The organism is Pseudomonas sp. BAV 4579 (assembly GCF_009765395.1).
Lineage (GTDB): Bacteria > Pseudomonadota > Gammaproteobacteria > Pseudomonadales > Pseudomonadaceae > Chryseomonas > Chryseomonas aestiva.
On record NZ_WHOV01000041.1, the window covers coordinates 27,094 to 45,903 of the forward strand.

An 18,810-nucleotide genomic window follows, 5' to 3' on the forward strand; every position below is an offset into this window, starting at 1 on the left:
CCCCCAGGAAGCCTTTCGATGACGGAACTGCTAGACGGCCTGACCCAGTGGATCAACCAGCACCACCAGTGGCTGGGCGTGGCCATCTTCATCATCTCCTTTCTCGAGTGCCTGGCCCTGGCCGGGCTGGTGGTACCCGGCACGGTGATCCTGTTCGCCGTGGCCATCGCCGCCGGCAACGGCGCGCTCAACCTCTTCGATACCCTGCTGCTGGGCTTTCTCGGCGGCATCCTCGGCGACGCGGTGTCCTATTTCATCGGTCGGCGCTTCCATGAAGGCATCCGCCGCCTGCCCGGACTGCGCACCCATCCGGAATGGATCGGCTCGGCCGAGGGCTTCATCCACAGATACGGCGTGGCCAGTCTGCTGGTGGGTCGTTTCATCGGTCCGCTGCGCCCGCTGCTGCCGCTGATCGCCGGCATGCTCGACATGCCCCTGGTCAAATTCGTCAGCGTCAGCCTGGTGGCCGCCGCCGGCTGGTCCATCGCCTATCTCGGCCCGGGCTGGGTGACCGGCGCGGCCTTTCGCCTGCCGCTGCCGGAGGGCTTCTGGCAACAGGCCGGCATCGTCTTCGGTGGCGCCGCGGTGCTGCTGACGGTGGTGGCTCATGGCGCCTGGCGCGAGCGCGCCGGCACTACCCTGATCAGCGGCGCCCTCTGCCTGGCCGGGCTGCTGGCGCTGCTGTTCGGCTGGCACCACCTGCGCGCCTTCGACGAAGGCCTGATGGCGCTGGTCCAGGAGCATCGCGAAGGCTGGCTCAACCTGGTCGCCGTGGTCATCACCCGCATGGGCGATTTCCGCACCCAGCTGATCCTCGCCGCCGTGCTGATCCTGGTGCTGGCCGCCTACCGCCAGTGGCGCCCGCTGCTGTTCGCCCTGGGCACCACCCTGGGGACCGCCCTGGCCAACGGCCAGCTGAAGAACCTGCTGGCCCGTGCCCGCCCCGACGTGCTCGCCGAGCCGCTGACCACCTACAGCCTGCCCAGCGGCCACAGCTCGGCCTCCTTCGCCTTCTTCCTGACCCTGGGCATCCTCGTCGGGCGCCGCTACGGTCCGCGCGGGCGCCTCGCCTGGCTGGTGATCGCCGCCCTGCCAGCGGTACTCATCGCCCTCAGCCGCGTCTACCTGGGCGTGCACTGGCCCACCGACGTCCTCGCCGGTGCCCTGCTCGCCGGGGGCTTCTGCGGCCTGAGCCTGGCGCTGCTGCAGAAGACCGGCGGCAATCGCCTGGAGCCGATTCCGCCGCGGACCTGGTGGGTGCTGCTGCCACTGGTGGTGCTGGTGCTGGCCTTCGCCGCCGGCTGGGCCCTGCCAGCGGCCATCGAGCGCTATGCGCCCCGGCTGTAAGGCCGCCGCTAGCCAAAAAATCCGCTCAGGTTCCTGCAGTTTCGCCTCTCTTGTGGTCTGAACGCCTGGAATTGCAGAGGTGGCCGGGGGAGGCTCGATAGATGGCAGCGCAGATTGCCGACTGGAACGAACTGGACTTTCTCGCCGGCGGCGGCGAGATGGGTGCCCGCTTGCGCACCCACGACTGGTCGGATTCGCCCCTGGGCCCGCCATCGCAGTGGCCGCAATCGCTGCGCTCGGCCCTGAGCATCTGCTTGAATTCCAGCTTTCCCACCGCCATCTACTGGGGCCCCGACCTGCTGCTGCTCTACAACGATGCCTGGGCACCGATTCCCGCGGAACGCCACCCCTGGGCCTTCGGACGTCCAGCCCAGGAGGTCTGGCAGGACATCTGGCCGGTGGTCGGACCGCAGTTCGAGCAGGTCCTGAGCAGCGGCCAGGGCTTTTCGGTCTTCGACCAGTTGCTGCCGATGGTCCGCCAGGGCGTGGTCAGCGAGACCTACTGGAACTACAGCTTCACCCCGATCCGCGGTGAAGGCGGCGAGATCGCCGGGATCTTCAACCAGGGCCACGAGACCACCCAGCGCATCCTCGACGAGCGCCGGCGTACTGCCGAGGCCGCGCGCCAGCGGCGGATGTTCGAGCAGGCGCCCGGCTTCGTCGCCATCGTGCGCGGGCCGGACCACGTCTTCGACTTCGTCAATGTCGCCTACAGCCGTCTGTTCGATGGCCGACCCCGCGAAGGCCTCACGGTGCGCGAAGTCTTTCCCGAATTGCAGAGTCAGGGCTACTTCGAGTGGCTCGAACAGGTCTATCGCAGCGGTCGCCGCTTCGTCGCCGAGCACCAGCCGCTGCGCCTGGAGACCGCGGGCGAACCGGTCCGCACCCTGTATCTGGATTTCATCTACGAACCCCTGACCGACGAAAACGGCCAGGTGATCGGCATCTTCTGCCAGGGGCAGGACGTCACCGAGGCCCATCTGGCCCGGGCTGCCCTGGAAGCCAGTGAACGCCGCTTTCGCACCGCCCTGGAGATCGAGACGGTGGGCGCCCTCTGCTTCGATGCCGAAGGGCGGCTGATCGATGCCAATGACGCCTTCCTGCGCATGAGCGGCCATGGCCGCGAGGATCTGGCCGCCGGGCGCATCGCCTGGCCGGCACCGAGACTGCCACGCGCCGATGCTCAGGTGCCGCCCGAGGAGCGTTGCTATCGGCGCCGCGATGGCTCGACCGGCTGGGCCCTGGTGGCCGCCAAGCGCCTGCCCGATGGCAGCGCCTTCGAATTCCTCGTCGACATCAGCGACCGCAAGCAGGCGGAAGCCGAGTTGCGCGAGGAAACCCGCACCCTGGAAGCCCTCAAGCGCATCGACACGGAACTGGCCAGCCAGCTGGATCTGGCGCACCTGGTGCAGACCGTGACCGATGCCGGGGTGGAATTGACGGGCGCCCGCTTCGGTGCCTATTTCAATCATCAGGTCACCGCCGATGGCGGCGGCCTGCGGCTCTTCACCCTATCCGGTGCCGAGCGCGACGATTTCGAGCGCCTTGGCGAGCCCGGCGCCACGGCCCTGTTCGACCCGACCCTGCTGAACCGAGGGGTGGTACGTGCCGACGATGTGGCTGCCGATCCGCGCTATGGCCAGTCCGCACCGCACTGGGGCCTGCCGCCCGGACACCTGCCGGTGCGCAGCTATCTGGCCGTCTCCGTGGTGGCCCGTGACGGGACGGTGCTGGGTGGACTCTTCTTCGGCCATCCCGAACCGGGGCGCTTCAACGTCCGTCACGAACGCTTGATGGCGGCCCTGGCCGCTCGCGCGGCCATCGCCATCGAGCAGGCCCATTTGTTCCAGGCGGTGCGTACCGCCAACGAAACCCTCGAACAGCGGGTGATCGAGCGCACCGCCGAACTGACCCAGGCGCAGCAGGCGCTGCATCAGGCGCAGAAGATGGAAGCCATCGGCCAGTTGACCGGCGGCATTGCCCATGACTTCAACAACCTGCTGGCCGGCATCATCGGCAGCCTGGAGTTGATCGAGCGTCGTCTGCAGCAAAGCCGTACCGACCAGCTCGACCGGCTGCTCGGTGGCGCCCAGGCCTACGCCGCACGCGCCGCCTCCCTGACCCAGCGGCTGCTGGCCTTTTCCCGGCGGCAGACCCTGGAACCCAAGCCCACCGACGTCAACGAGCTGATGCTGGCCATGGAGGAATTGATCCGCCGCAGCGTCGGTCCGGCGATCGAGGTCCGGGCCGAGCCGGCGCAGCCGCTCTGGCCGACGGTGATCGATGCGGTGCAACTGGAAAGCGCCCTGCTCAACCTGGCGATCAATGCCCGGGATGCCATGCCCCAGGGCGGGCAGCTGCGGTTGTCCACGGCCAATCTGCCCGCGGACGCACCCGAGCGACCGGACGATCTGCCTGCCGGAGACTATGTGCGGGTCAAGGTAAGCGACACCGGTAGCGGCATCGCGCCGGAGATCCTGGAACGGATCTTCGATCCCTTCTTTACCACCAAGCCACCGGGTCAAGGCACCGGATTGGGCCTGTCCATGGTGCATGGCTTTGTGCACCAGTCGGGTGGCCAGATCCAGGTCGATACCACGCCTGGCGTGGGGACCTGCATCTCGCTCTATCTGCCACGGGCGCCGGAGGGCGACGCCCGCACGTCCTGAGCGACGCCTGGCGGCGCCGCTCAGCCGATGCTAGAGACCGGCACCATGGGGCGTGGTGCCGCCCTTCATCTGCGATTGCAGGTAGTTCTGCAAGCCGATCTTGTCGATCAGGCCCAGCTGCTGCTCCAGCCAGTAGGCGTGGTCTTCTTCGGTGTCTTCCAGCTGCACCACCAGGATCTCGCGGGTGACGAAGTCCTTGTGCTGGTTGCACAGGGCCACGCCCTGGGCCAGGGCTTCGCGGACCTCGTATTCCAGCGCCAGGTCCGCGCGCAGCATCTCCGGTACGGTCTGGCCGACGGTGATGGCATTGGGACGCATGTCCGGCGTGCCTTCGAGGAACAGGATGCGGCGCAGCAGGGCATCGGCGTGCTGGGTTTCCTCTTCCATCTCGTGGCCGATCCGCTCGTACAGGCGCATCAGGCCCCAGTCCTCGTACATCCGCGAATGGATGAAGTATTGGTCGCGCGCCGCCAGCTCGCCGCGCAGCAGCTGGTTGAGGTAATTGATGACGTCCGGATGGCCTTGCATGAAAAGAGTCCTGTGCTGTTCAGTGCCAAGTTTAGCGCGCTGGCGCCCAGAGGACGCCGTTCATCGCCCGACCACTGGGGCCGTTCGTCTCATCGCAGCGCTAATCGTTCTGCTTCACGATCAGCTTAGCCAGGGCGGTGGCGGCTCTTCGCGCACGCTGGGCTCATCCTGTTCGCGACGCGCCGCCTGCCGTCGTTCCTCGTCACGCCGCGCCGCCTCGATCTCGCGCATCACCGCATGGACATCGGCCTGGTCTTCGCGCTCGGCGAACTCGCCGGTCAGGCGGGTATTGGCGAACAATTCGCCCTTCTCGAACAGCGCCCACATCTCCGGCGCATAGCGGGTCGTGCGCAACTCAGGCGCGAAGCGGCCAAAGTAGAGCGCCATGTTCTCCACGTCCCGCGCCAGCAGGCGGAAGGCGTGGTTGTTGCCGGCCGCGTCCACCGCCTGGGGCAGGTCGATGATCACCGGGCCGTCCTCGGCCAGCAGCACGTTGAATTCGGAAAGGTCGCCGTGGACCAGCCCGGCGCAGAGCATGCGCACGATCTGGCCGATCATCAGTTCGTGATAGCGCAGTGCTTCCTCGGCGGTGAGGGTCACGTCATTGAGTCGCGGCGCGGCCTCGCCATTGCCGTCGGTGACCAGGTCCATCAGCAGCACACCGTCGAGGAAGTCGTGGGGCTTGGGTACCCGTACCCCGGCGTCGGCCAGGCGATAGAGCGCCGTCACCTCGGCATTCTGCCAGTTGTCCTCGCGCTCGCGCCGACCGAACTTGGAGCCCTTGGCCATGGCGCGGTTTTCCCGACTGCCACGCACCTTGCGCCCCTCCTGGTACTCGGCGGCCTGGCGGAAGCTGCGCTTGTCGGCCTCCTTGTAGACCTTGGCGCAGCGCACCTGGCTGCCGCAGCGCACCACGTAGACCGCCGCCTCCTTGCCACTCATCAGGGGCCGTATCACCTCATCGACCAAGCCGTCCTCGATCAACGGCTCGATGCGTTTGGGAGTTTTCATCGCCGGTTCCAGCTCCTTCTTGTCGGTCGTCACAGGGGGACGTGTGAGGCAAGTTTCAAGCCAGACGCCGAGAAAGGGAAGTCGGCGTCGCCCCTGAGCGTGCGACTCATCGAAGCGGACAAGATTCCTCGGCCGTGACCGACTGCGTGCTCAACCCCCGAAGAAGGCCAGGAAACGCCGCCACTCGGCCTGGGCCACGGCCAGTTCCACCGGGGCGAAGCGCACCTCGTGATGGGCCGGGCACTGGGCCAGGCGCGCCAGGTCCAGTGGATGGATGAAGCCCAGCAGCGGATAGCCGCCCATGGTCTGGCGATCGGCCATGAGCACGATGGGCTGGCCGTCGGGCGGTACCTGGATGGCACCGGTCACCACCCCCAGCGACCACTGGCGGCGGGGCGGCGCCAGGGGTACGTCGCCAGCCAGGCGGATACCCATGCGATCGGACTGCGGACTGACCCGCCAGGGTTGCGTGAACAGCGCCTGCTGCTGCGCCGGTCCGAAGGCCTCGGCGTCGCCGCCAAGGATCACCCTCAGCGTCGGCACCGCGCGATAGTCCGGCACGAAGCGCGCAGCCGGCCCGCAGCCGTGGCTATGCAGCGCGCTCACCGCCGCACAGGTCAGCCGCTGACCGGCCGCGAGCGGCGCGCCCCTGCCCTCCAGCCCGCCCAGGCCTTCGCGGCGATTGCTGGCCACGCTGCCCAGGGTCGCCGGCGCCTGGAAACCGCCACCGGCGGCGGCCAGGTAGGCGCGCTGTCCGGCCTGGGCGAAGCCCAGGCGCAAGCGCGCGCCAGCCTGCACCGGAAAGCACGACCAGGCCGGCAGCGGCTCGCCATCCAGCCGGGCGTCCAGCGGCGCACCGGTCAGCGCCAGCCAGGTGTCGGTCTCGCTTTCGAATTCGGCACCGCCCAGGGCGATCTCCAGCAGCGGCGCCGCGACCGGATTGCCCACCAGGCGATTGGCCCAGCGCGCGGCATGGCCGTCCATGGGTCCGGAGGGGGCCACGCCCAGGTGTTGCCAGCCCTGGCGCCCCAGGTCCTGCAACAGGGCGAGGGGACCGGACTTGATGATCTTGAGACCGCTCATGGCTGACCTCCCTGGGCGCGAAAGGCGGCTTCGTCCACCGGGACGAAGCGCACCCGATCCCCGGGCGCCAGCAGGCACGGCGGTTCGGCCTGGGCGTCGAAGACCGTCCACAGGCAGCGCCCGATGAGATTCCAGCCGCCCGGCGAGGCCTGCGGATAGACCGCGGTCTGGCGCTCGGCGATGGCCAGGCTGCCGGCGGGCACGCTGGTGCGTGGCGTGCTGCGCCGGGGCAGCGCCAGGCGCTCGTCCAGCTCGCCGAGAAAGGCGAAGCCCGGCATGAAGCCGATGGCGCCCACCTGATAGTCGCGACCACTGTGGAGGCCAATGACCTCGGCCGCGCTCAGGCCACAGCGCTCGGCTACCTCGGCCAGGTCGGGTCCGGCATAGAGCGTCGGCACCTGGTGCAGACGCCCGCCCTCGCCCGCCGGCGCGGCGCCCGGCCAGTCGGCCAGCAGTGGGGCGAGTCCGGCCTGCAGCTCGACCAGGGTCAGTTGTAGGGGATCGTAGTGCACCAGCAGGCTGGTCCAGCCCGCCACCAGATCGGTCACCGCCAGGCCGAAGCGCTGGCGAATCCGCTCGCCCAGGCGGGCGATACGCGGGGGCAGCTCGGCGTCGGGATGCTCGGCCAGCTCGAGCAGCAGCGCCGCGACGCCAAAGGGTTTGCCGACGATCATAGGGTGTCCAGGGCGGCGCGCAGCCGGCGCAGCACTGCCAGGGATTCGGCATTGTCGCCATGCACGCAGAGGCTGTCGGCCTGCAGCCGCATGGGCTGGCCATCGAAGCCGGGAAAGTCTTCGCCCCGGGCGATGGCGACGGCCTGGGCGAGGATGCGTTCGGGATCGTGGTGGACGGCGCCGGCCTGGCCACGCGGCGCCAGGGAGCCGTCGGCCAGATAGGCGCGATCGGCGAAGGCTTCCAGCAGCAGCGGCACCCCGGCGGCCTCGGCCAGTCGGCGCTCGCGGTCATTGTCGGCCTTGGCCAGCACCATCAGCGGCAGCCCCTGGCGATAGCGGGCGCAGGCAGCGAGCGCGGCGGTGAGCAGGGCATCATCCTTGACCAGGGCGTTGTAGAGGGCGCCATGGGGCTTCACGTACTCGACGCGCACGCCTGCGGCGCGGCAGAAGGCGTCCAGGGCGCCGATCTGGTAGAGAATCATGGCTTCCACCTCGGCCGGGGTGCAGGCCATGGGTCGCCGACCGAAGCCCACCAGATCGGGATAGGCCGGATGGGCGCCGATCTGCACGTTATTGGCCACCGCCAGGGTCACGGCGCGCTGCATGGTCAGGGGATCGGCGGCGTGGAAGCCGCAGGCCAGATTGGCCTGGTCGACCAGGGGAATGGCATGGGCGTCGTCGCCCATGGACCAGGCACCGTAGCTTTCACCGGAATCGCAATTGAGCAGCAGGCGAGCGGACATGACAGGATCCTCTGAGGAAGTAGCTGGAGTGTCGGAAAGCCGGGGCGCCGCTGTCCAACAAAAGATTCCGGGCACCGGCGATAAGAAGCCATTGAAACACCCGGGCTAGACCAGCACCGGCAAGGCGCGCTCCGGGCCCAGCCGCGTACACCAGTCGGCCACCACCGTCTGGCTCAGGGCCACCACCGCCTCGCTCAGCGCCAGGCCGGCGCCGCCATGCCAGCTGGCCTGGACATCGAAGGGCGGCGGCCCGGCCAGTGGCAAGGGCATCAGGCTGCCGCGGGCCAATTCCTCGATCACCAGGGCCGGCGGCAGGGCGCCGATGCCGAAGCCCTCGCCCATCAGCTTGATGATGGCCGCCACCGAGTTGATGCAGCAGACCCGTGGTTCGGCGATGCCCTCGCGCTGCAAGAGGCCGAGGATGTCCTGGTGTGGTCGCGAATGGCGGGAAAAGGTGATCAGGCGCTCGCCAGCCAGTTCGGCCAGATTGGCGTAGGGTCGCGCCAGATGGCTGTCGCTGGCCACCAGCCAGCGCACCGGGTAGCTGGCCAGGTGCAGATTGCGGATGCCCTCGGCGCGCAGCAGATCGGCCTGGAAGATCAGGTCGAGCTGCCCGCGCGCCAGTTGCTCGGCCAGATTCAGCGCCGTGTCCGCGGTCAGCTCCAGCTCGATGGCCGGATAGGTCTGGGTGACGGCGGCGATCAGTTGATCCAGCCAGCTGTGGATCACCGTATCCATCACGCCGATGCGCAGGCGGCCCTCCAGGGTCTGGCCATGGCCCAGGGCCTCGTGCAGCTCGCGCTGGGTGGCCAGCATCCGTTCGGCGTAACCCAGTACCCGATGACCCTCGGCGGTCAGGCTCACGCCGCGGGAATCGCGCAGGAACAGCTGCACGCCCAGCTCGCTCTCCAGCACGGCGATACGACTGGAGATGGCGGCCTGGGTGGTGGACAGCTTTTCCGCCGTGAGGCGGAAACTGCCCAGGCGGGCGACCCAGACGAAGGTATCGAGAAAGCGCAGATTCATGGGGACCTCGACAAGGCTGTCCCACCACTTTACCCCCACCAGCGGCCTTGTCTGCCCCGCTTTTCCCTATCGGCGGCGAACAGTTTTATTTGCTGGACGCCAGCTCCACCGGCGGCGAAAGATGCCAGCCGGCGTTATGCCACATGACGCCCGACAACAATAACGAGCCGTGCCAGGGGCACTGCCTGGATCAGCCGAAGCCGTCCGCGGCTTCCCATCGTCCGCCGCACCGTCTGCCCGGAGCGCGGTGGACCCGCTGGAGACATCCACCCATGCAAACCACCGTCAACCTCTGGCCGCTGCTGGGCGTGCCGGTCATCGTGGTCGGCTTCCTGCTGAGATTCAATCCGCTGCTGGTGGTCGCCCTGGCCGCCGTGGCCACCGGGATCGCCGCCCAGTTCAGCCCCGCGGCGCTGCTCGCCGCCATCGGCACCGGCTTCATCAAGGCGCGCGCCCTGCCGCTGATCATCCGGCTGCCGCTGGCGGTGATCGGCCTGCTCGAACGCCACGGCCTGCGCCTGCATGCGCAGAACTGGATCGCGCGCTTTCGCAACGCCACCGTCGGCCGCCTGCTGATCTTCTATCTCTTCGTCCGCGAGACCACCGCGGCCCTGGGGCTGACCAGCCTCGGCGGCCATCCGCAGATGGTGCGGCCGCTGCTGGCGCCCATGGCCGAAGGCACCGCCGAAAAGATCCATGGCCGCCTGCCCGAGGCCCTGCGCCAGCGGCTGCTGGCCTTTTGCGCCGCCACCGACAATGTCGGGCTGTTCTTTGGCGAGGACATCTTCGTCGCCTTTGGCGCCATCGCCCTGATGCACACCTTCCTGCTCGGCGCCGGGCTCGATGTCGAACCCCTGCACATCGCCCTCTGGGGCATTCCCACGGCGCTCTGCGCCTTCTTCATCCACGCCCTGCGCCTGCACCGCTTCGATCGCCAGCTCTATCGCGAGCTGACCGCGCGCAAGGAGGTGCAGCCATGATCCTGTCGATCCAGTATCTGTTCTGGCTGGCCGGCGCCATCCTGGCGCTGACCGCGGTCATGACCCTGGCCGATCGTCAGCATCCCAAGCGCTGGACCAGCGGCCTGTTCTGGGGCCTGTTCAGCCTGGTCTTCCTCATCGGCGATCGCCTGCCGCCGGCCTGGGTGGGCGCCGGGGTGCTGCTGATGGCGGTGCTGGCCGGCTGCGGTGCGGTGGGCAGCGGTCACCACGTGACGCGCCCGGAACGCGAGACCCGCGCCAGCGCCGGGCGCCTGGGCAATCGCCTGTTCATTCCGGCCCTGGCGATTCCCGTTGTGACGGTGATCGGCAGCGTGCTGCTCAAGGACGTGCAGATCGCCGGTCTGCCGCTGCTCGATCCCAAGAATGTCACCTTCGTCTCCCTCGGCCTGGGCGCCCTGGTGGCCCTGGCGCTGGCCTGCTGGCTGACCCGTGACACCCCGATCCAGGCGATGCGCGAGTCGCGCCGCCTGACCGATGCCCTGGGCTGGTCGCTGGTGCTGCCCCAGGCCCTGGCCATGCTCGGCCTGGTCTTTACCGACGCCGGCGTCGGCAAGGCGGTGGCGCACCTGGCCACCGCCTACGTGGCCCTTGATCTGCGCCTGGTGGCGGTGGTGGTCTATGTGGTGGGCATGGCCGCCTTCACCGTCATCATGGGCAACGGCTTCGCCGCCTTCCCGGTGATGACCGGCGGCATCGGCGTGCCGGTGCTGGTGGGTGTCTATCATGCCGATCCGGCGGTGATGGCCGCCATCGGCATGTTCTCCGGTTACTGCGGCACCCTGATGACGCCCATGGCGGCCAACTTCAACATCGTCCCGGCCGCCCTGCTGGAACTGGATGACAAGAATGCCGTGATCAAGGCCCAGGTCCCCACCGCCCTGGCGGTGCTGGCCTGCAACGTGGTGCTGCTCTATCTGCTGATGTGAGGTATCCCATGACCCTGTTGCTCACCGGCTTCGCCCCCTTCGGCGGCGAGGCCCTCAACCCCTCCTGGGAGGCCGTGCGCCGGCTTGACGGCGAACGCCTCGGCGACCTGACCGTAGTGGCGGCGCAGCTGCCGACCGTATTCGGCGTCGCGCTCCGGGTGCTGGATGAGCTGCTCGAGCGGCATCGCCCGACCCTGGTGGTGGCGGTCGGCCAGGCCGGCGGACGGGCCGAACTGTCGCTGGAACGCATCGCCATCAACGTCGACGATGCCCGCATCCCCGACAATGCCGGACGCCAGCCCATCGACGAGCCGGTGGTGGCCGGCGGCCCGGCGGCCTACTTCAGCACCCTGCCGATCAAGGCCATGACCCGGGTCCTGCGCGACGCTGGCATCCCCGCGGCGGTGTCCCAGACCGCCGGCACCTTCGTCTGCAACCACGTCTTCTACGGCCTGCAGCATCGCCTGCAGGGCAGCGGGGTACGCGGCGGCTTCATCCATATCCCCTATCTGCCGGCCCAGGCCGCACACCAGCCCGGGGCGCCGTCCATGGCCCTGGAGACCCTGGTCGCCGGCCTGCGCCTGGCGCTCACCTGCGCGGCGACCACCCTGACGGACCTGCGCGAAGGCGGCGGCCAGCTGGACTGACCCCCGCAGGCGCTGCGGCGGAGGACCAGCCGGTCCGGCTGGCCTACAATGCGCCCTCCGCCGCCGCTGCGATTAGCCCATGTCCACCCTGCTTGCCGACTGGCGTCATCCCCTGCTGCACCGTCGCGTCTGGGCCCTGGCCGCGCCGATGATCCTGTCCAATCTCAGCGTGCCGCTGGTGACCCTGGTCGACAGTGCCATCGCCGGCCATCTGCCCGAAGCCCGCCAGCTCGCCGCGGTGGCCATGGGCGGCGCCTTCTACACCGCCCTGCTCGGCATCCTCGGCTTCCTGCGCATGGGCACCACCGGTTTCGCCGCCCAGGCCAGCGGGCGCCGCGACGGCGCCGCCCTGCGCCAGATCCTCCTGCAGGCCGGGCTGCTGGGAGTGGGCCTGTCGCTGCTCCTGCTGCTGGCCGCCAGCCTGGCGCTGGAACCTTTGCTCGCCTGGCTCGGCCTGGATCCCGCCTTCGCCGACCTGGCCGCGCGCTTCCTGCACCTGCGCCTGCTCGGCCTGCCCGCCGCGCTGCTCAGCTACGCGGTGATCGGCTGGCTGCTCGGCACCCAGGGTGCGCGCACGCCGCTGGTGCTGCTGCTCACCACCAATGCCCTGAATCTGCTGCTGGTGACCGGCTTCGTGCTCGGCCTCGGCACCGGGGTGCAGGGCATCGCCCTGGCTTCGGTCCTGGCGGAATGGAGCGGCATGCTGCTCGGCCTCTGGCTGGTGCTGCGCCGTCTGCGGCTGTGGTCCGGCCGGATCGACCGTCCGGCGCTGCGTCGCCTCGCCAGCTGGCGGCCGCTGCTGGCGGTCAATCGCGACATCTTCATCCGCTCCCTGGCGCTGCAGGCGGTATTCCTGCTGTTCGCCGCCCAGGGCGCCCAGCTGGGCGAGACCACGGCGGCGGTTAACGCCCTGCTGCTCAATGGCCTGCTGGTCACCGCCTTCGCTCTCGACGGCCTCGCCCATGCGGTGGAGGCCCTGGCCGGCCACGCTCTGGGCGCCCGCGAAGGCGCCACCCTGCGGCGGGTGCTGGTAATCGCCGGCGGCTGGTCGCTGCTGGCCAGCCTCGGCTTCGCCGTGGCCTTCGCCCTCGGCGGCGATCTGTTCGTCGCCCTGCAGAGCAACATCGCCGAGGTGCGCCAGGCGGCCCACGCCTACCTGCCCTATCTGGCCATGCTGCCGCTGATCGCCATGGTCAGCTACCTGCTGGACGGCCTCTTCATCGGCGCCACCCGCGCCCGGGAGATGCGCAACTCGATGCTGCTGGCCCTGCTGCTGGCGCTGCCGCTCGGCGGCCTGCTGCGCGGCCTCGGCAATCACGGCCTGTGGCTGGCCTTTCTCGCTTTCATGGCGCTGCGTGGCCTGATCTCCGCACTGCTCGCCTGGCGCCTGGCCTGCCGCGAAGGCTGGCTCAGCGACGACGGCGGCGGCTGATCCTGCGGAACCGCCGGGGCGGCGCTCCCCTCAAAGTCGGACATCCCCTGCCGAGAGCGCTGCCATGAGCGAAGACACCCGCGATCAGGAACCCCTGGACACCCCCGCCGACGGCGACGACGTCCCCGAGCACCAGAAGCCGGAAAATCTGGAAAAGCTCAAGGATTACGGCAAGGATCAGATTCCGCCCGGCATCGCCTGACGCCAACCCTGAACCCCTCGACAAAAGCCGTCGACAGCGGTGGCAAAGCCCCGGCGGAGCTCTTAGCATCCGTCGGGTTGAGTGGGCCTGCAGGCCTTCGTGAAGGGAATCCGGATCACCATGACCGTCAGGTCCTACCTGTCGCCTCTTCTTGCGCCCCTGTTGGCGCTGCTGGTGCTCGTCCCCGCGCCGGCAAGGGCCGTGGACGGTTACGCCGGCATTGCCTTCGGCACCGACCAGAAGGCCTTTCTGGCGAAAAAGCTCTGCACCTTCCAGCCGCGCAAGATCGATGTGGTCGGCGTCGAGTATTTCGAATGCTCTGACCTCGGTTTCGCCGGTGAAAAGGTCGAGGCCGGCGCCTTTTTCATCGATGGCCGCTTCCTGCGCCTGTCCATCGTCACGCCCCTGGCGCAGTCCTTTCTGATTGCCGAAGGCCTCACCCAGAAGTACGGCAAACCCTCCTCCCAGTCGTCGGCCGCCGCCTTCGAGCGCCTGAATCAGGACGACGATGCCCAGGCCTATCTGGCCTTCGATCACGATACCGTCGTCTACAAGTTCAGCGCCCAGGCGGCGCGCAAGAAGCAGGTCCTGCTGATCTATACCTCGCCGCGCTACGAGCCCCTGCTCAAGGAGAAGCAGCTGCAGTTCGTCAAAGACTCCCTCTAAACATCCGGTTACAGCTCGTCGGACAATTGCCCCTCGGGCGGCCAAAGTGTCGCCCCGGTCACGTATCGCCGGAAACAGGCCATGAACAATGGCAGATAGCCACGGTCAGAGCGCGGGCAAGGAGCTCCTTCCTGTAACCGGCTACTTACGGACGTCGTTCCTTCGGGAGTCCTACCATGACCGAACCTGTCGCCACGCGCGTCCTGGCGCCGCAGCGTCCCTGCTTTCGTTTGCCCCAGTGTTTTGGCCTCAGCTGCACAGGTTCTCTTTTGAAAAGGATCATTCAATGAACACTCGCAATCTCTGGGTCGACTATGCGAAAGCCATAGGCATCGTGCTGGTCGTCTATGGCCATGTCGTCCGCGGCCTGCTCAACGCCGGCATCCTGCAGGACGCCGAATTCCACGGCCTGGTGGACAGCGTCATCTACAGCTTCCACATGCCGCTGTTCTTCTTCCTCTCCGGCCTGTTCTTCTACAACTCCTTCGTCAAGCGCGGCACCGGCGGCCTGCTGGTGAACAAGATCGACACCATCGTCTATCCCTTCCTGGTGTGGTCGCTGCTCCAGGGTTCGGTGGAGGCGCTGATGTCGCGCTACACCAATGGCGGCGTCAGCTTCAGCGAAGTCCTGACGGTCTGGGAACCACGCCAGCAGTTCTGGTTCCTCTATGCGCTGTTCCTGGTGTTCTGCCTGGCCATGCTCGCCTATCGCTGGGCCAAGCCGCTGGCCTTCTTTGCCGTGTTCGCCTTTGGCGCCCTGGTCTATCTGTTCCAGAACGCCGGCCCGGAAGACTTCTTCTTCACCTTTACCGCGCAGAACTTCGTGTTCTTCGCCTTCGGCGTCTGGTTCAACAACTTCAAGCAGGCCATCGAGGAGCAGGCCGGCCGCGTGATGCTGGGTTCCGGCCTGCTGTTCGTGGTGCTCGAATACTGGTTCCACGGTCTGCTGGGCCTGGTCTACACCGATCGCGGCCTGGCCACCCTGGTGCTGGCGCTGAACGGCATCGTCTTCGTCAGCGCCACCTGCATGGTGCTGGCGCAGCGGCCGCTGCAGTGGGTGCTCACCCTGGGTGCGCTGTCGATGCCCATCTACGTGATGCACGTGCTCAGCGGCAGTGGCGCCCGCATCGTCCTGAGCAAGGGCCTGCATATCAACGACGGCCTGCTGCATATCGTCGCCGGCTGCGCCTTCGGCATCCTGGTGCCGGTGGCCATCGCCAAGCTGCTGGAAGCCCGCGGCATCAACGGTCTGTTCGAGGCGCCGGCGTGGATCTCCGCCCGGCGGTGGCTTCGGCCCAAAGCAGAATCCCCCCGCCCCGCCCTCTAAATGACGGCGCCGGCCAGGGCGCCCTGCGCACCCGGCCGGAGCGACAGCCCTCTCGAACCACCGCGCAAGCGCCAACAAAAAACCCGCTACCAGTCACCTGGTAGCGGGTTTTTTGTTGGCTGAAGCCCTGGGGGCTTCAGCCGCTAGCGCCGATCACTGGCTGGCCAGCACCTGGCCGTTCTTCACTTCCAGCTGCTTGCCTGGCTCGTGGTCCATGCGGACCTGGCCGATCTTGCCATCCAGCAGGTACTTGACGTCATAGCCGACCACCTGGTCCTTGCTGTCATTGACCGTGCTGCAGCGGGTCTGGCTGGTGGTGTAGGTGTCGCGGTTCTGCATGTATTCCTGACCCTTGTTGCCGGCGTAACCACCGCCGACGGCACCGGCGATGGTCGCCAGGGTCTTGCCGCTGCCGTTGCCGACCTGGTTGCCCAGCAGACCGCCGACGACCGCGCCTACGGCGGTCCCGGCGATCTGGTGTTGGTCCTGAACCGGCCTACGGTGCGTCACCGCGACCTCCTTGCAGACCTCGCGCGGGGTCTTGACCGTTTCCTTGACCGGCTGGACGGCGACGACCTCGGCGTACTGAGGCCCGCGGTCGACGAAACTGTACGCCACGGCGCCACCTGCGGTGGCGACGATGGCTCCCAGAACCGTACCTACGAGCATCGACTTGTTCACTACAACCTCCTGACTACTCTGTCATAGCGGGCACCTGGCCCTTTGCCATGCCTGGGACATCAGGGACGCTCGTCGAGTTCCTTGGCTTGCGGCGGGATCAGGTCTTCGCTCTTCAGGTCCAGCCAGATCAGCACCACGTTGGCGATATAGATCGACGAGTAGGTACCGGCCAGCACGCCGATGAACAGCGCCAGGGAGAAGCCGAACAGGTTGTCGCCGCCAAAGAACAGCAGCGCCGCCACGGCCAGCAGGGTCGAGATCGAGGTCGCCAGGGTGCGCAGCAGGGTCTGGGTGGTCGAGACGTTGATGTTCTCGATCAGACTGGCCTTGCGCAGCACCCGGAAGTTTTCCCGCACCCGGTCGAACACCACGATGGTGTCGTTGAGCGAGTAGCCGATGATGGCCAGGACCGCCGCCAGCACCGTCAGGTCGAAGGTGATCTGGAAGAACGACAGCAGACCCAGGGTCACCACCACGTCGTGCACCAGCGAAACGATGGCGCCCACGGCGAACTTCCACTGGAAGCGGAAGGCCACGTAGAGCAGCACACCGCCCAGGGCCAGCAGCATGCCCAGGCCGCCCTGGTCACGCAGCTCCGCGCCCACCTGCGGACCGACGAACTCGGTACGGGTCAGGGAGAAGCGCTCGGTGCTCGCCTTCTGCAGCGCGCCGGTCACCTGCTGGCCCAGCTGGGGATCGTCACCCGGCATCCGTACCAGGACATCGGTGGTGGCGCCGAAACTCTGCACCACGGCTTCTCCGAAGCCGGCGCCCTGCAATTGCTGACGGATCTTGCCAAGGTCGGCGGGCTGCTCGTAGCGCAGCTCGATCAGGGTACCGCCGGTGAAATCCAGGCCGAAGTTCAGCCCCTTGTAGAACCAGCTGAACAGCGCCAGAACGGTCAGGAGCGCGGTGATGGCGAACGCGATATTGCGTACGCCCATGAAGTTGATGGTCTTTTTCATCGCCGCGTCCTCAAATCCACAGCTTCTTGACGTTCCGGCCGCCATAAATCAGGTTGACCATGGCACGGGTCACGAAGATGGCGGTGAACAGGGAGGTGAAGATACCCAGCGACATGGTCACGGCGAAGCCCTTGACCGGCCCGGTGCCCATGGCGAACAGGATGGCGCCCACCAGCAGGGTCGTCAGGTTGGAGTCCAGGATCGCCGTGAAGGCGCGACTGAAGCCCTCATGGATGGCACGCTGGATCGGCATGCCGTTGGCGATCTCTTCGCGGATCCGCGAGAAGATCAGTACGTTGGCGTCCACCGCCTGGCCCATGGTCAGGACGATACCGGCGATACCCGGCAGGGTCAGGGTGGCATGCAGGATGGACATCAAGGCCATCAGCAAGACCATGTTGAAGCCCAGGGCGATGGTCGCCAGCAGCCCGAAGAAGCGGTAGATGGCGATCAGGAACAGCGAGACGAAGGTCATGCCCCACAGCGAGGCATCGATGCCCTTCTCGATGTTGTCGGCGCCCAGGCTCGGGCCGAGGGTGCGTTCCTCGGCGAAGTACATGGGTGCGGCCAGGCCACCGGCACGCAGCAGCAGCGCCAGTTCCGAGGCCTCGCCCGAGCCGTTCAGGCCGGTGATGCGGAAGCTGTTGCCCAGGGCCGACTGGATGGTCGCCAGGCTGATGATGCGCCGCTCTTCCTCGAAGCCGGGCACCGCCACTTCCTTCTGCACGCCATCCACGGTCTGGGTGGTGTAGCGGGTGACCGGACGCTGCTCGATGAACACCACGGCCATGCTGCGGCCGACGTTGCTGCGGGTAGCGCGGTTGATCAGATCGCCGCCATGGCCATCCAGGCGGATGTTGACCTGTGGTCGGCCGTTTTCGTCGAAGCTGGCCGAGGCGTCGGTGACCTGGTCACCGGTGATGATGACGTTACGCTCCAGCGGCACCGCCGGGCGACCGGGCTCGCGGAATTCGAAGCTCTCGGTGGAGGCGCGCGGGGTGTCCGCAGTGGCGGCCAGGCGGAATTCCAGGTTGGCGGTCTTGCCGAGGATGCGCTTGGCTTCGGCGGTGTCCTGCACGCCCGGCAGCTCGACCACGATGCGGTCGGCGCCCTGGCGCTGCACCAGCGGCTCGGCCACGCCCAGTTCGTTGACCCGGTTGCGCACCGTGGTCAGGTTCTGGGTGACGGCATAGTTGCGGATCTCGCGCAGCTTGGCCTCGGTCAGCTGCAGACGCAGCACCTGCAGGTCGCCCCGGGTATCGGTGGTCAGCTCGAAATCGCTGTAGTTCTTGCGGATCAGGCTCTGCGCCTGCTGCAGGTCGGCGGCGTCGGTGAAGCCAAGCTGCAGGGCACCGTTCTGGTCGGGCATGCTGCGATAGCGCACCTTCTCGCGCCGCAGCAGGGTCTTGACCTCGTTGTCATAGACCTTCAGGCGCGCATCCACGGCCTTGTCCATGTCCACCGCCAGCAGGAAGTGCACACCGCCGGACAGGTCCAGGCCGAGCTTCATCGGGCTGGCGCCCAGCTTGCGCAGCCACTGCGGCGTGGTAGGAGCCAGGTTCAGGGCGACCACGAAGTCGTCGCCGAGGGTACGCCGGACCACTTCCTGGGCCGGCAGCTGATCGTCGGCGCGGGTCAGGCGGATCAGCACCCGGCTGCCATTGGCGTTGAGATCACTGGACTTCACGGCGAGCTTCGCCTGCGCCAGGGCCGCGTCTACACGCTGGACCTCGGCGGGGGTCACCGCGCGTTCGGTGCTGGAAGCGCTGATCTGCAGGGCCGGATCGTCGGGGTACAGATTAGGAACCGAATAGATGGCGCCCACGACCAGTACGGCCAGGATCAGCAGGTACTTCCAGAGGGGATATTTGTTGAGCATGAC

18 protein-coding genes are annotated in these 18,810 nt (G+C 67.7%); 9 read left to right on the plus strand and 9 right to left on the minus strand.

What is annotated here, in order from left to right:
• Positions 1 to 18: 18 nt before the first annotated feature.
• Together GSQ95_RS10520 and GSQ95_RS10525 are read left to right on the plus strand one after the other, a co-directional pair.
• Entirely contained in the window at positions 19 to 1,347 is a 1,329-nt protein-coding gene (locus tag GSQ95_RS10520; protein WP_158893388.1) for a bifunctional DedA family/phosphatase PAP2 family protein, read from the plus strand.
• 101 nt (positions 1,348 to 1,448) lie between these two features.
• Positions 1,449 to 4,016 (plus strand): ATP-binding protein, encoded by a 2,568-nt coding sequence (locus GSQ95_RS10525; RefSeq protein WP_158893390.1) that lies wholly within the window; start codon positions 1,449 to 1,451, stop codon positions 4,014 to 4,016.
• A gap of 30 nt (positions 4,017 to 4,046) precedes the next feature.
• Here GSQ95_RS10525 and bfr read toward each other — a convergent pair whose 3' ends face one another.
• From bfr to GSQ95_RS10555, 6 genes are all read right to left on the minus strand, one after another.
• Positions 4,047 to 4,544 (minus strand): bacterioferritin, encoded by a 498-nt coding sequence (gene bfr, locus GSQ95_RS10530; RefSeq protein ID WP_007159675.1) that lies wholly within the window; start codon positions 4,542 to 4,544, stop codon positions 4,047 to 4,049.
• Positions 4,545 to 4,664: 120 nt separating this feature from the next.
• Entirely contained in the window at positions 4,665 to 5,555 is an 891-nt protein-coding gene (locus tag GSQ95_RS10535) for a PA4780 family RIO1-like protein kinase (RefSeq protein WP_017642530.1), read from the minus strand.
• 150 nt (positions 5,556 to 5,705) lie between these two features.
• Entirely contained in the window at positions 5,706 to 6,638 is a 933-nt protein-coding gene (locus GSQ95_RS10540; protein ID WP_158893392.1) for a biotin-dependent carboxyltransferase family protein, read from the minus strand.
• On the minus strand, positions 6,635 to 7,312 hold the full coding sequence (gene pxpB / locus GSQ95_RS10545) for a 5-oxoprolinase subunit PxpB (protein WP_158893394.1): 678 nt from the start codon (positions 7,310 to 7,312) through the stop codon (positions 6,635 to 6,637). Before pxpB ends, GSQ95_RS10540 begins: the two co-directional genes overlap by 4 nt.
• Positions 7,309 to 8,055 carry a 5-oxoprolinase subunit PxpA gene (locus GSQ95_RS10550; protein ID WP_158893396.1) on the minus strand — a complete coding sequence of 249 codons (747 nt, stop codon included), beginning with the start codon at positions 8,053 to 8,055 and terminating at the stop codon, positions 7,309 to 7,311. The genes pxpB and GSQ95_RS10550 overlap by 4 nt, the downstream gene beginning before the upstream one ends.
• Positions 8,056 to 8,160: 105 nt before the next feature.
• Entirely contained in the window at positions 8,161 to 9,081 is a 921-nt protein-coding gene (locus GSQ95_RS10555) for a LysR family transcriptional regulator (RefSeq protein WP_158893398.1), read from the minus strand.
• A 272-nt stretch (positions 9,082 to 9,353) separates the two neighbouring features.
• Between GSQ95_RS10555 and GSQ95_RS10560 the strand changes: the two genes are divergently transcribed.
• The 7 genes from GSQ95_RS10560 (at position 9,354) to GSQ95_RS10585 (ending at position 15,282) form a co-directional block, all read left to right on the plus strand.
• Positions 9,354 to 10,061 carry a DUF969 domain-containing protein gene (locus tag GSQ95_RS10560; RefSeq protein ID WP_158893400.1) on the plus strand — a complete coding sequence of 236 codons (708 nt, stop codon included), beginning with the start codon at positions 9,354 to 9,356 and terminating at the stop codon, positions 10,059 to 10,061.
• Positions 10,058 to 11,008, plus strand: coding sequence for a DUF979 domain-containing protein (locus tag GSQ95_RS10565; protein ID WP_007159682.1), 951 nt, complete (start codon positions 10,058 to 10,060; stop codon positions 11,006 to 11,008). The genes GSQ95_RS10560 and GSQ95_RS10565 overlap by 4 nt, the downstream gene beginning before the upstream one ends.
• 8 nt (positions 11,009 to 11,016) lie before the next feature.
• Positions 11,017 to 11,655, plus strand: a complete 639-nt coding sequence (gene pcp, locus GSQ95_RS10570) for a pyroglutamyl-peptidase I (RefSeq protein WP_158893402.1) — start codon at positions 11,017 to 11,019, stop codon at positions 11,653 to 11,655.
• Between the two features lie 79 nt (positions 11,656 to 11,734).
• Entirely contained in the window at positions 11,735 to 13,087 is a 1,353-nt protein-coding gene (locus GSQ95_RS10575; protein ID WP_158893404.1) for an MATE family efflux transporter, read from the plus strand.
• Positions 13,088 to 13,151: 64 nt separating this feature from the next.
• Entirely contained in the window at positions 13,152 to 13,289 is a 138-nt protein-coding gene (locus tag GSQ95_RS26120) for a hypothetical protein (RefSeq protein WP_007159685.1), read from the plus strand.
• Positions 13,290 to 13,409: 120 nt separating this feature from the next.
• Entirely contained in the window at positions 13,410 to 13,955 is a 546-nt protein-coding gene (locus tag GSQ95_RS10580) for a hypothetical protein (protein ID WP_158893406.1), read from the plus strand.
• A gap of 286 nt (positions 13,956 to 14,241) precedes the next feature.
• On the plus strand, positions 14,242 to 15,282 hold the full coding sequence (locus tag GSQ95_RS10585; RefSeq protein WP_158893408.1) for an acyltransferase: 1,041 nt from the start codon (positions 14,242 to 14,244) through the stop codon (positions 15,280 to 15,282).
• A gap of 153 nt (positions 15,283 to 15,435) precedes the next feature.
• On the opposite strand, the gene GSQ95_RS10590 is transcribed toward GSQ95_RS10585, so the two are convergent.
• The 3 genes from GSQ95_RS10590 to secD are packed head-to-tail and all read right to left on the minus strand — an operon-like array spanning position 15,436 to position 18,807.
• Positions 15,436 to 15,963 (minus strand): glycine zipper 2TM domain-containing protein, encoded by a 528-nt coding sequence (locus tag GSQ95_RS10590; RefSeq protein WP_133863139.1) that lies wholly within the window; start codon positions 15,961 to 15,963, stop codon positions 15,436 to 15,438.
• Between the two features lie 59 nt (positions 15,964 to 16,022).
• Positions 16,023 to 16,928, minus strand: coding sequence for a protein translocase subunit SecF (gene secF / locus GSQ95_RS10595; protein ID WP_158893410.1), 906 nt, complete (start codon positions 16,926 to 16,928; stop codon positions 16,023 to 16,025).
• Positions 16,929 to 16,938: 10 nt separating this feature from the next.
• Positions 16,939 to 18,807 (minus strand): protein translocase subunit SecD, encoded by a 1,869-nt coding sequence (gene secD, locus GSQ95_RS10600; RefSeq protein WP_158893412.1) that lies wholly within the window; start codon positions 18,805 to 18,807, stop codon positions 16,939 to 16,941.
• Positions 18,808 to 18,810: the final 3 nt, after the last annotated feature.

Excerpts from the sequence above, each read along its gene's own strand:
- GSQ95_RS10520 (WP_158893388.1), top strand. The coding sequence starts at position 19 with ATGACGGAACTGCTAGACGGCCTGACCCAGTGGATCAACCAGCACCAC.
- GSQ95_RS10525 (WP_158893390.1), top strand. The coding sequence starts at position 1,449 with ATGGCAGCGCAGATTGCCGACTGGAACGAACTGGACTTTCTCGCCGGC.
- bfr (WP_007159675.1), bottom strand. The coding sequence starts at position 4,544 with ATGCAAGGCCATCCGGACGTCATCAATTACCTCAACCAGCTGCTGCGC.
- GSQ95_RS10535 (WP_017642530.1), bottom strand. The coding sequence starts at position 5,555 with ATGAAAACTCCCAAACGCATCGAGCCGTTGATCGAGGACGGCTTGGTC.
- GSQ95_RS10540 (WP_158893392.1), bottom strand. The coding sequence starts at position 6,638 with ATGAGCGGTCTCAAGATCATCAAGTCCGGTCCCCTCGCCCTGTTGCAG.
- pxpB (WP_158893394.1), bottom strand. The coding sequence starts at position 7,312 with ATGATCGTCGGCAAACCCTTTGGCGTCGCGGCGCTGCTGCTCGAGCTG.
- GSQ95_RS10550 (WP_158893396.1), bottom strand. The coding sequence starts at position 8,055 with ATGTCCGCTCGCCTGCTGCTCAATTGCGATTCCGGTGAAAGCTACGGT.
- GSQ95_RS10555 (WP_158893398.1), bottom strand. The coding sequence starts at position 9,081 with ATGAATCTGCGCTTTCTCGATACCTTCGTCTGGGTCGCCCGCCTGGGC.
- GSQ95_RS10560 (WP_158893400.1), top strand. The coding sequence starts at position 9,354 with ATGCAAACCACCGTCAACCTCTGGCCGCTGCTGGGCGTGCCGGTCATC.
- GSQ95_RS10565 (WP_007159682.1), top strand. The coding sequence starts at position 10,058 with ATGATCCTGTCGATCCAGTATCTGTTCTGGCTGGCCGGCGCCATCCTG.
- pcp (WP_158893402.1), top strand. The coding sequence starts at position 11,017 with ATGACCCTGTTGCTCACCGGCTTCGCCCCCTTCGGCGGCGAGGCCCTC.
- GSQ95_RS10575 (WP_158893404.1), top strand. The coding sequence starts at position 11,735 with ATGTCCACCCTGCTTGCCGACTGGCGTCATCCCCTGCTGCACCGTCGC.
- GSQ95_RS26120 (WP_007159685.1), top strand. The coding sequence starts at position 13,152 with ATGAGCGAAGACACCCGCGATCAGGAACCCCTGGACACCCCCGCCGAC.
- GSQ95_RS10580 (WP_158893406.1), top strand. The coding sequence starts at position 13,410 with ATGACCGTCAGGTCCTACCTGTCGCCTCTTCTTGCGCCCCTGTTGGCG.
- GSQ95_RS10585 (WP_158893408.1), top strand. The coding sequence starts at position 14,242 with ATGAACACTCGCAATCTCTGGGTCGACTATGCGAAAGCCATAGGCATC.
- secF (WP_158893410.1), bottom strand. The coding sequence starts at position 16,928 with ATGAAAAAGACCATCAACTTCATGGGCGTACGCAATATCGCGTTCGCC.
- secD (WP_158893412.1), bottom strand. The coding sequence starts at position 18,807 with ATGCTCAACAAATATCCCCTCTGGAAGTACCTGCTGATCCTGGCCGTA.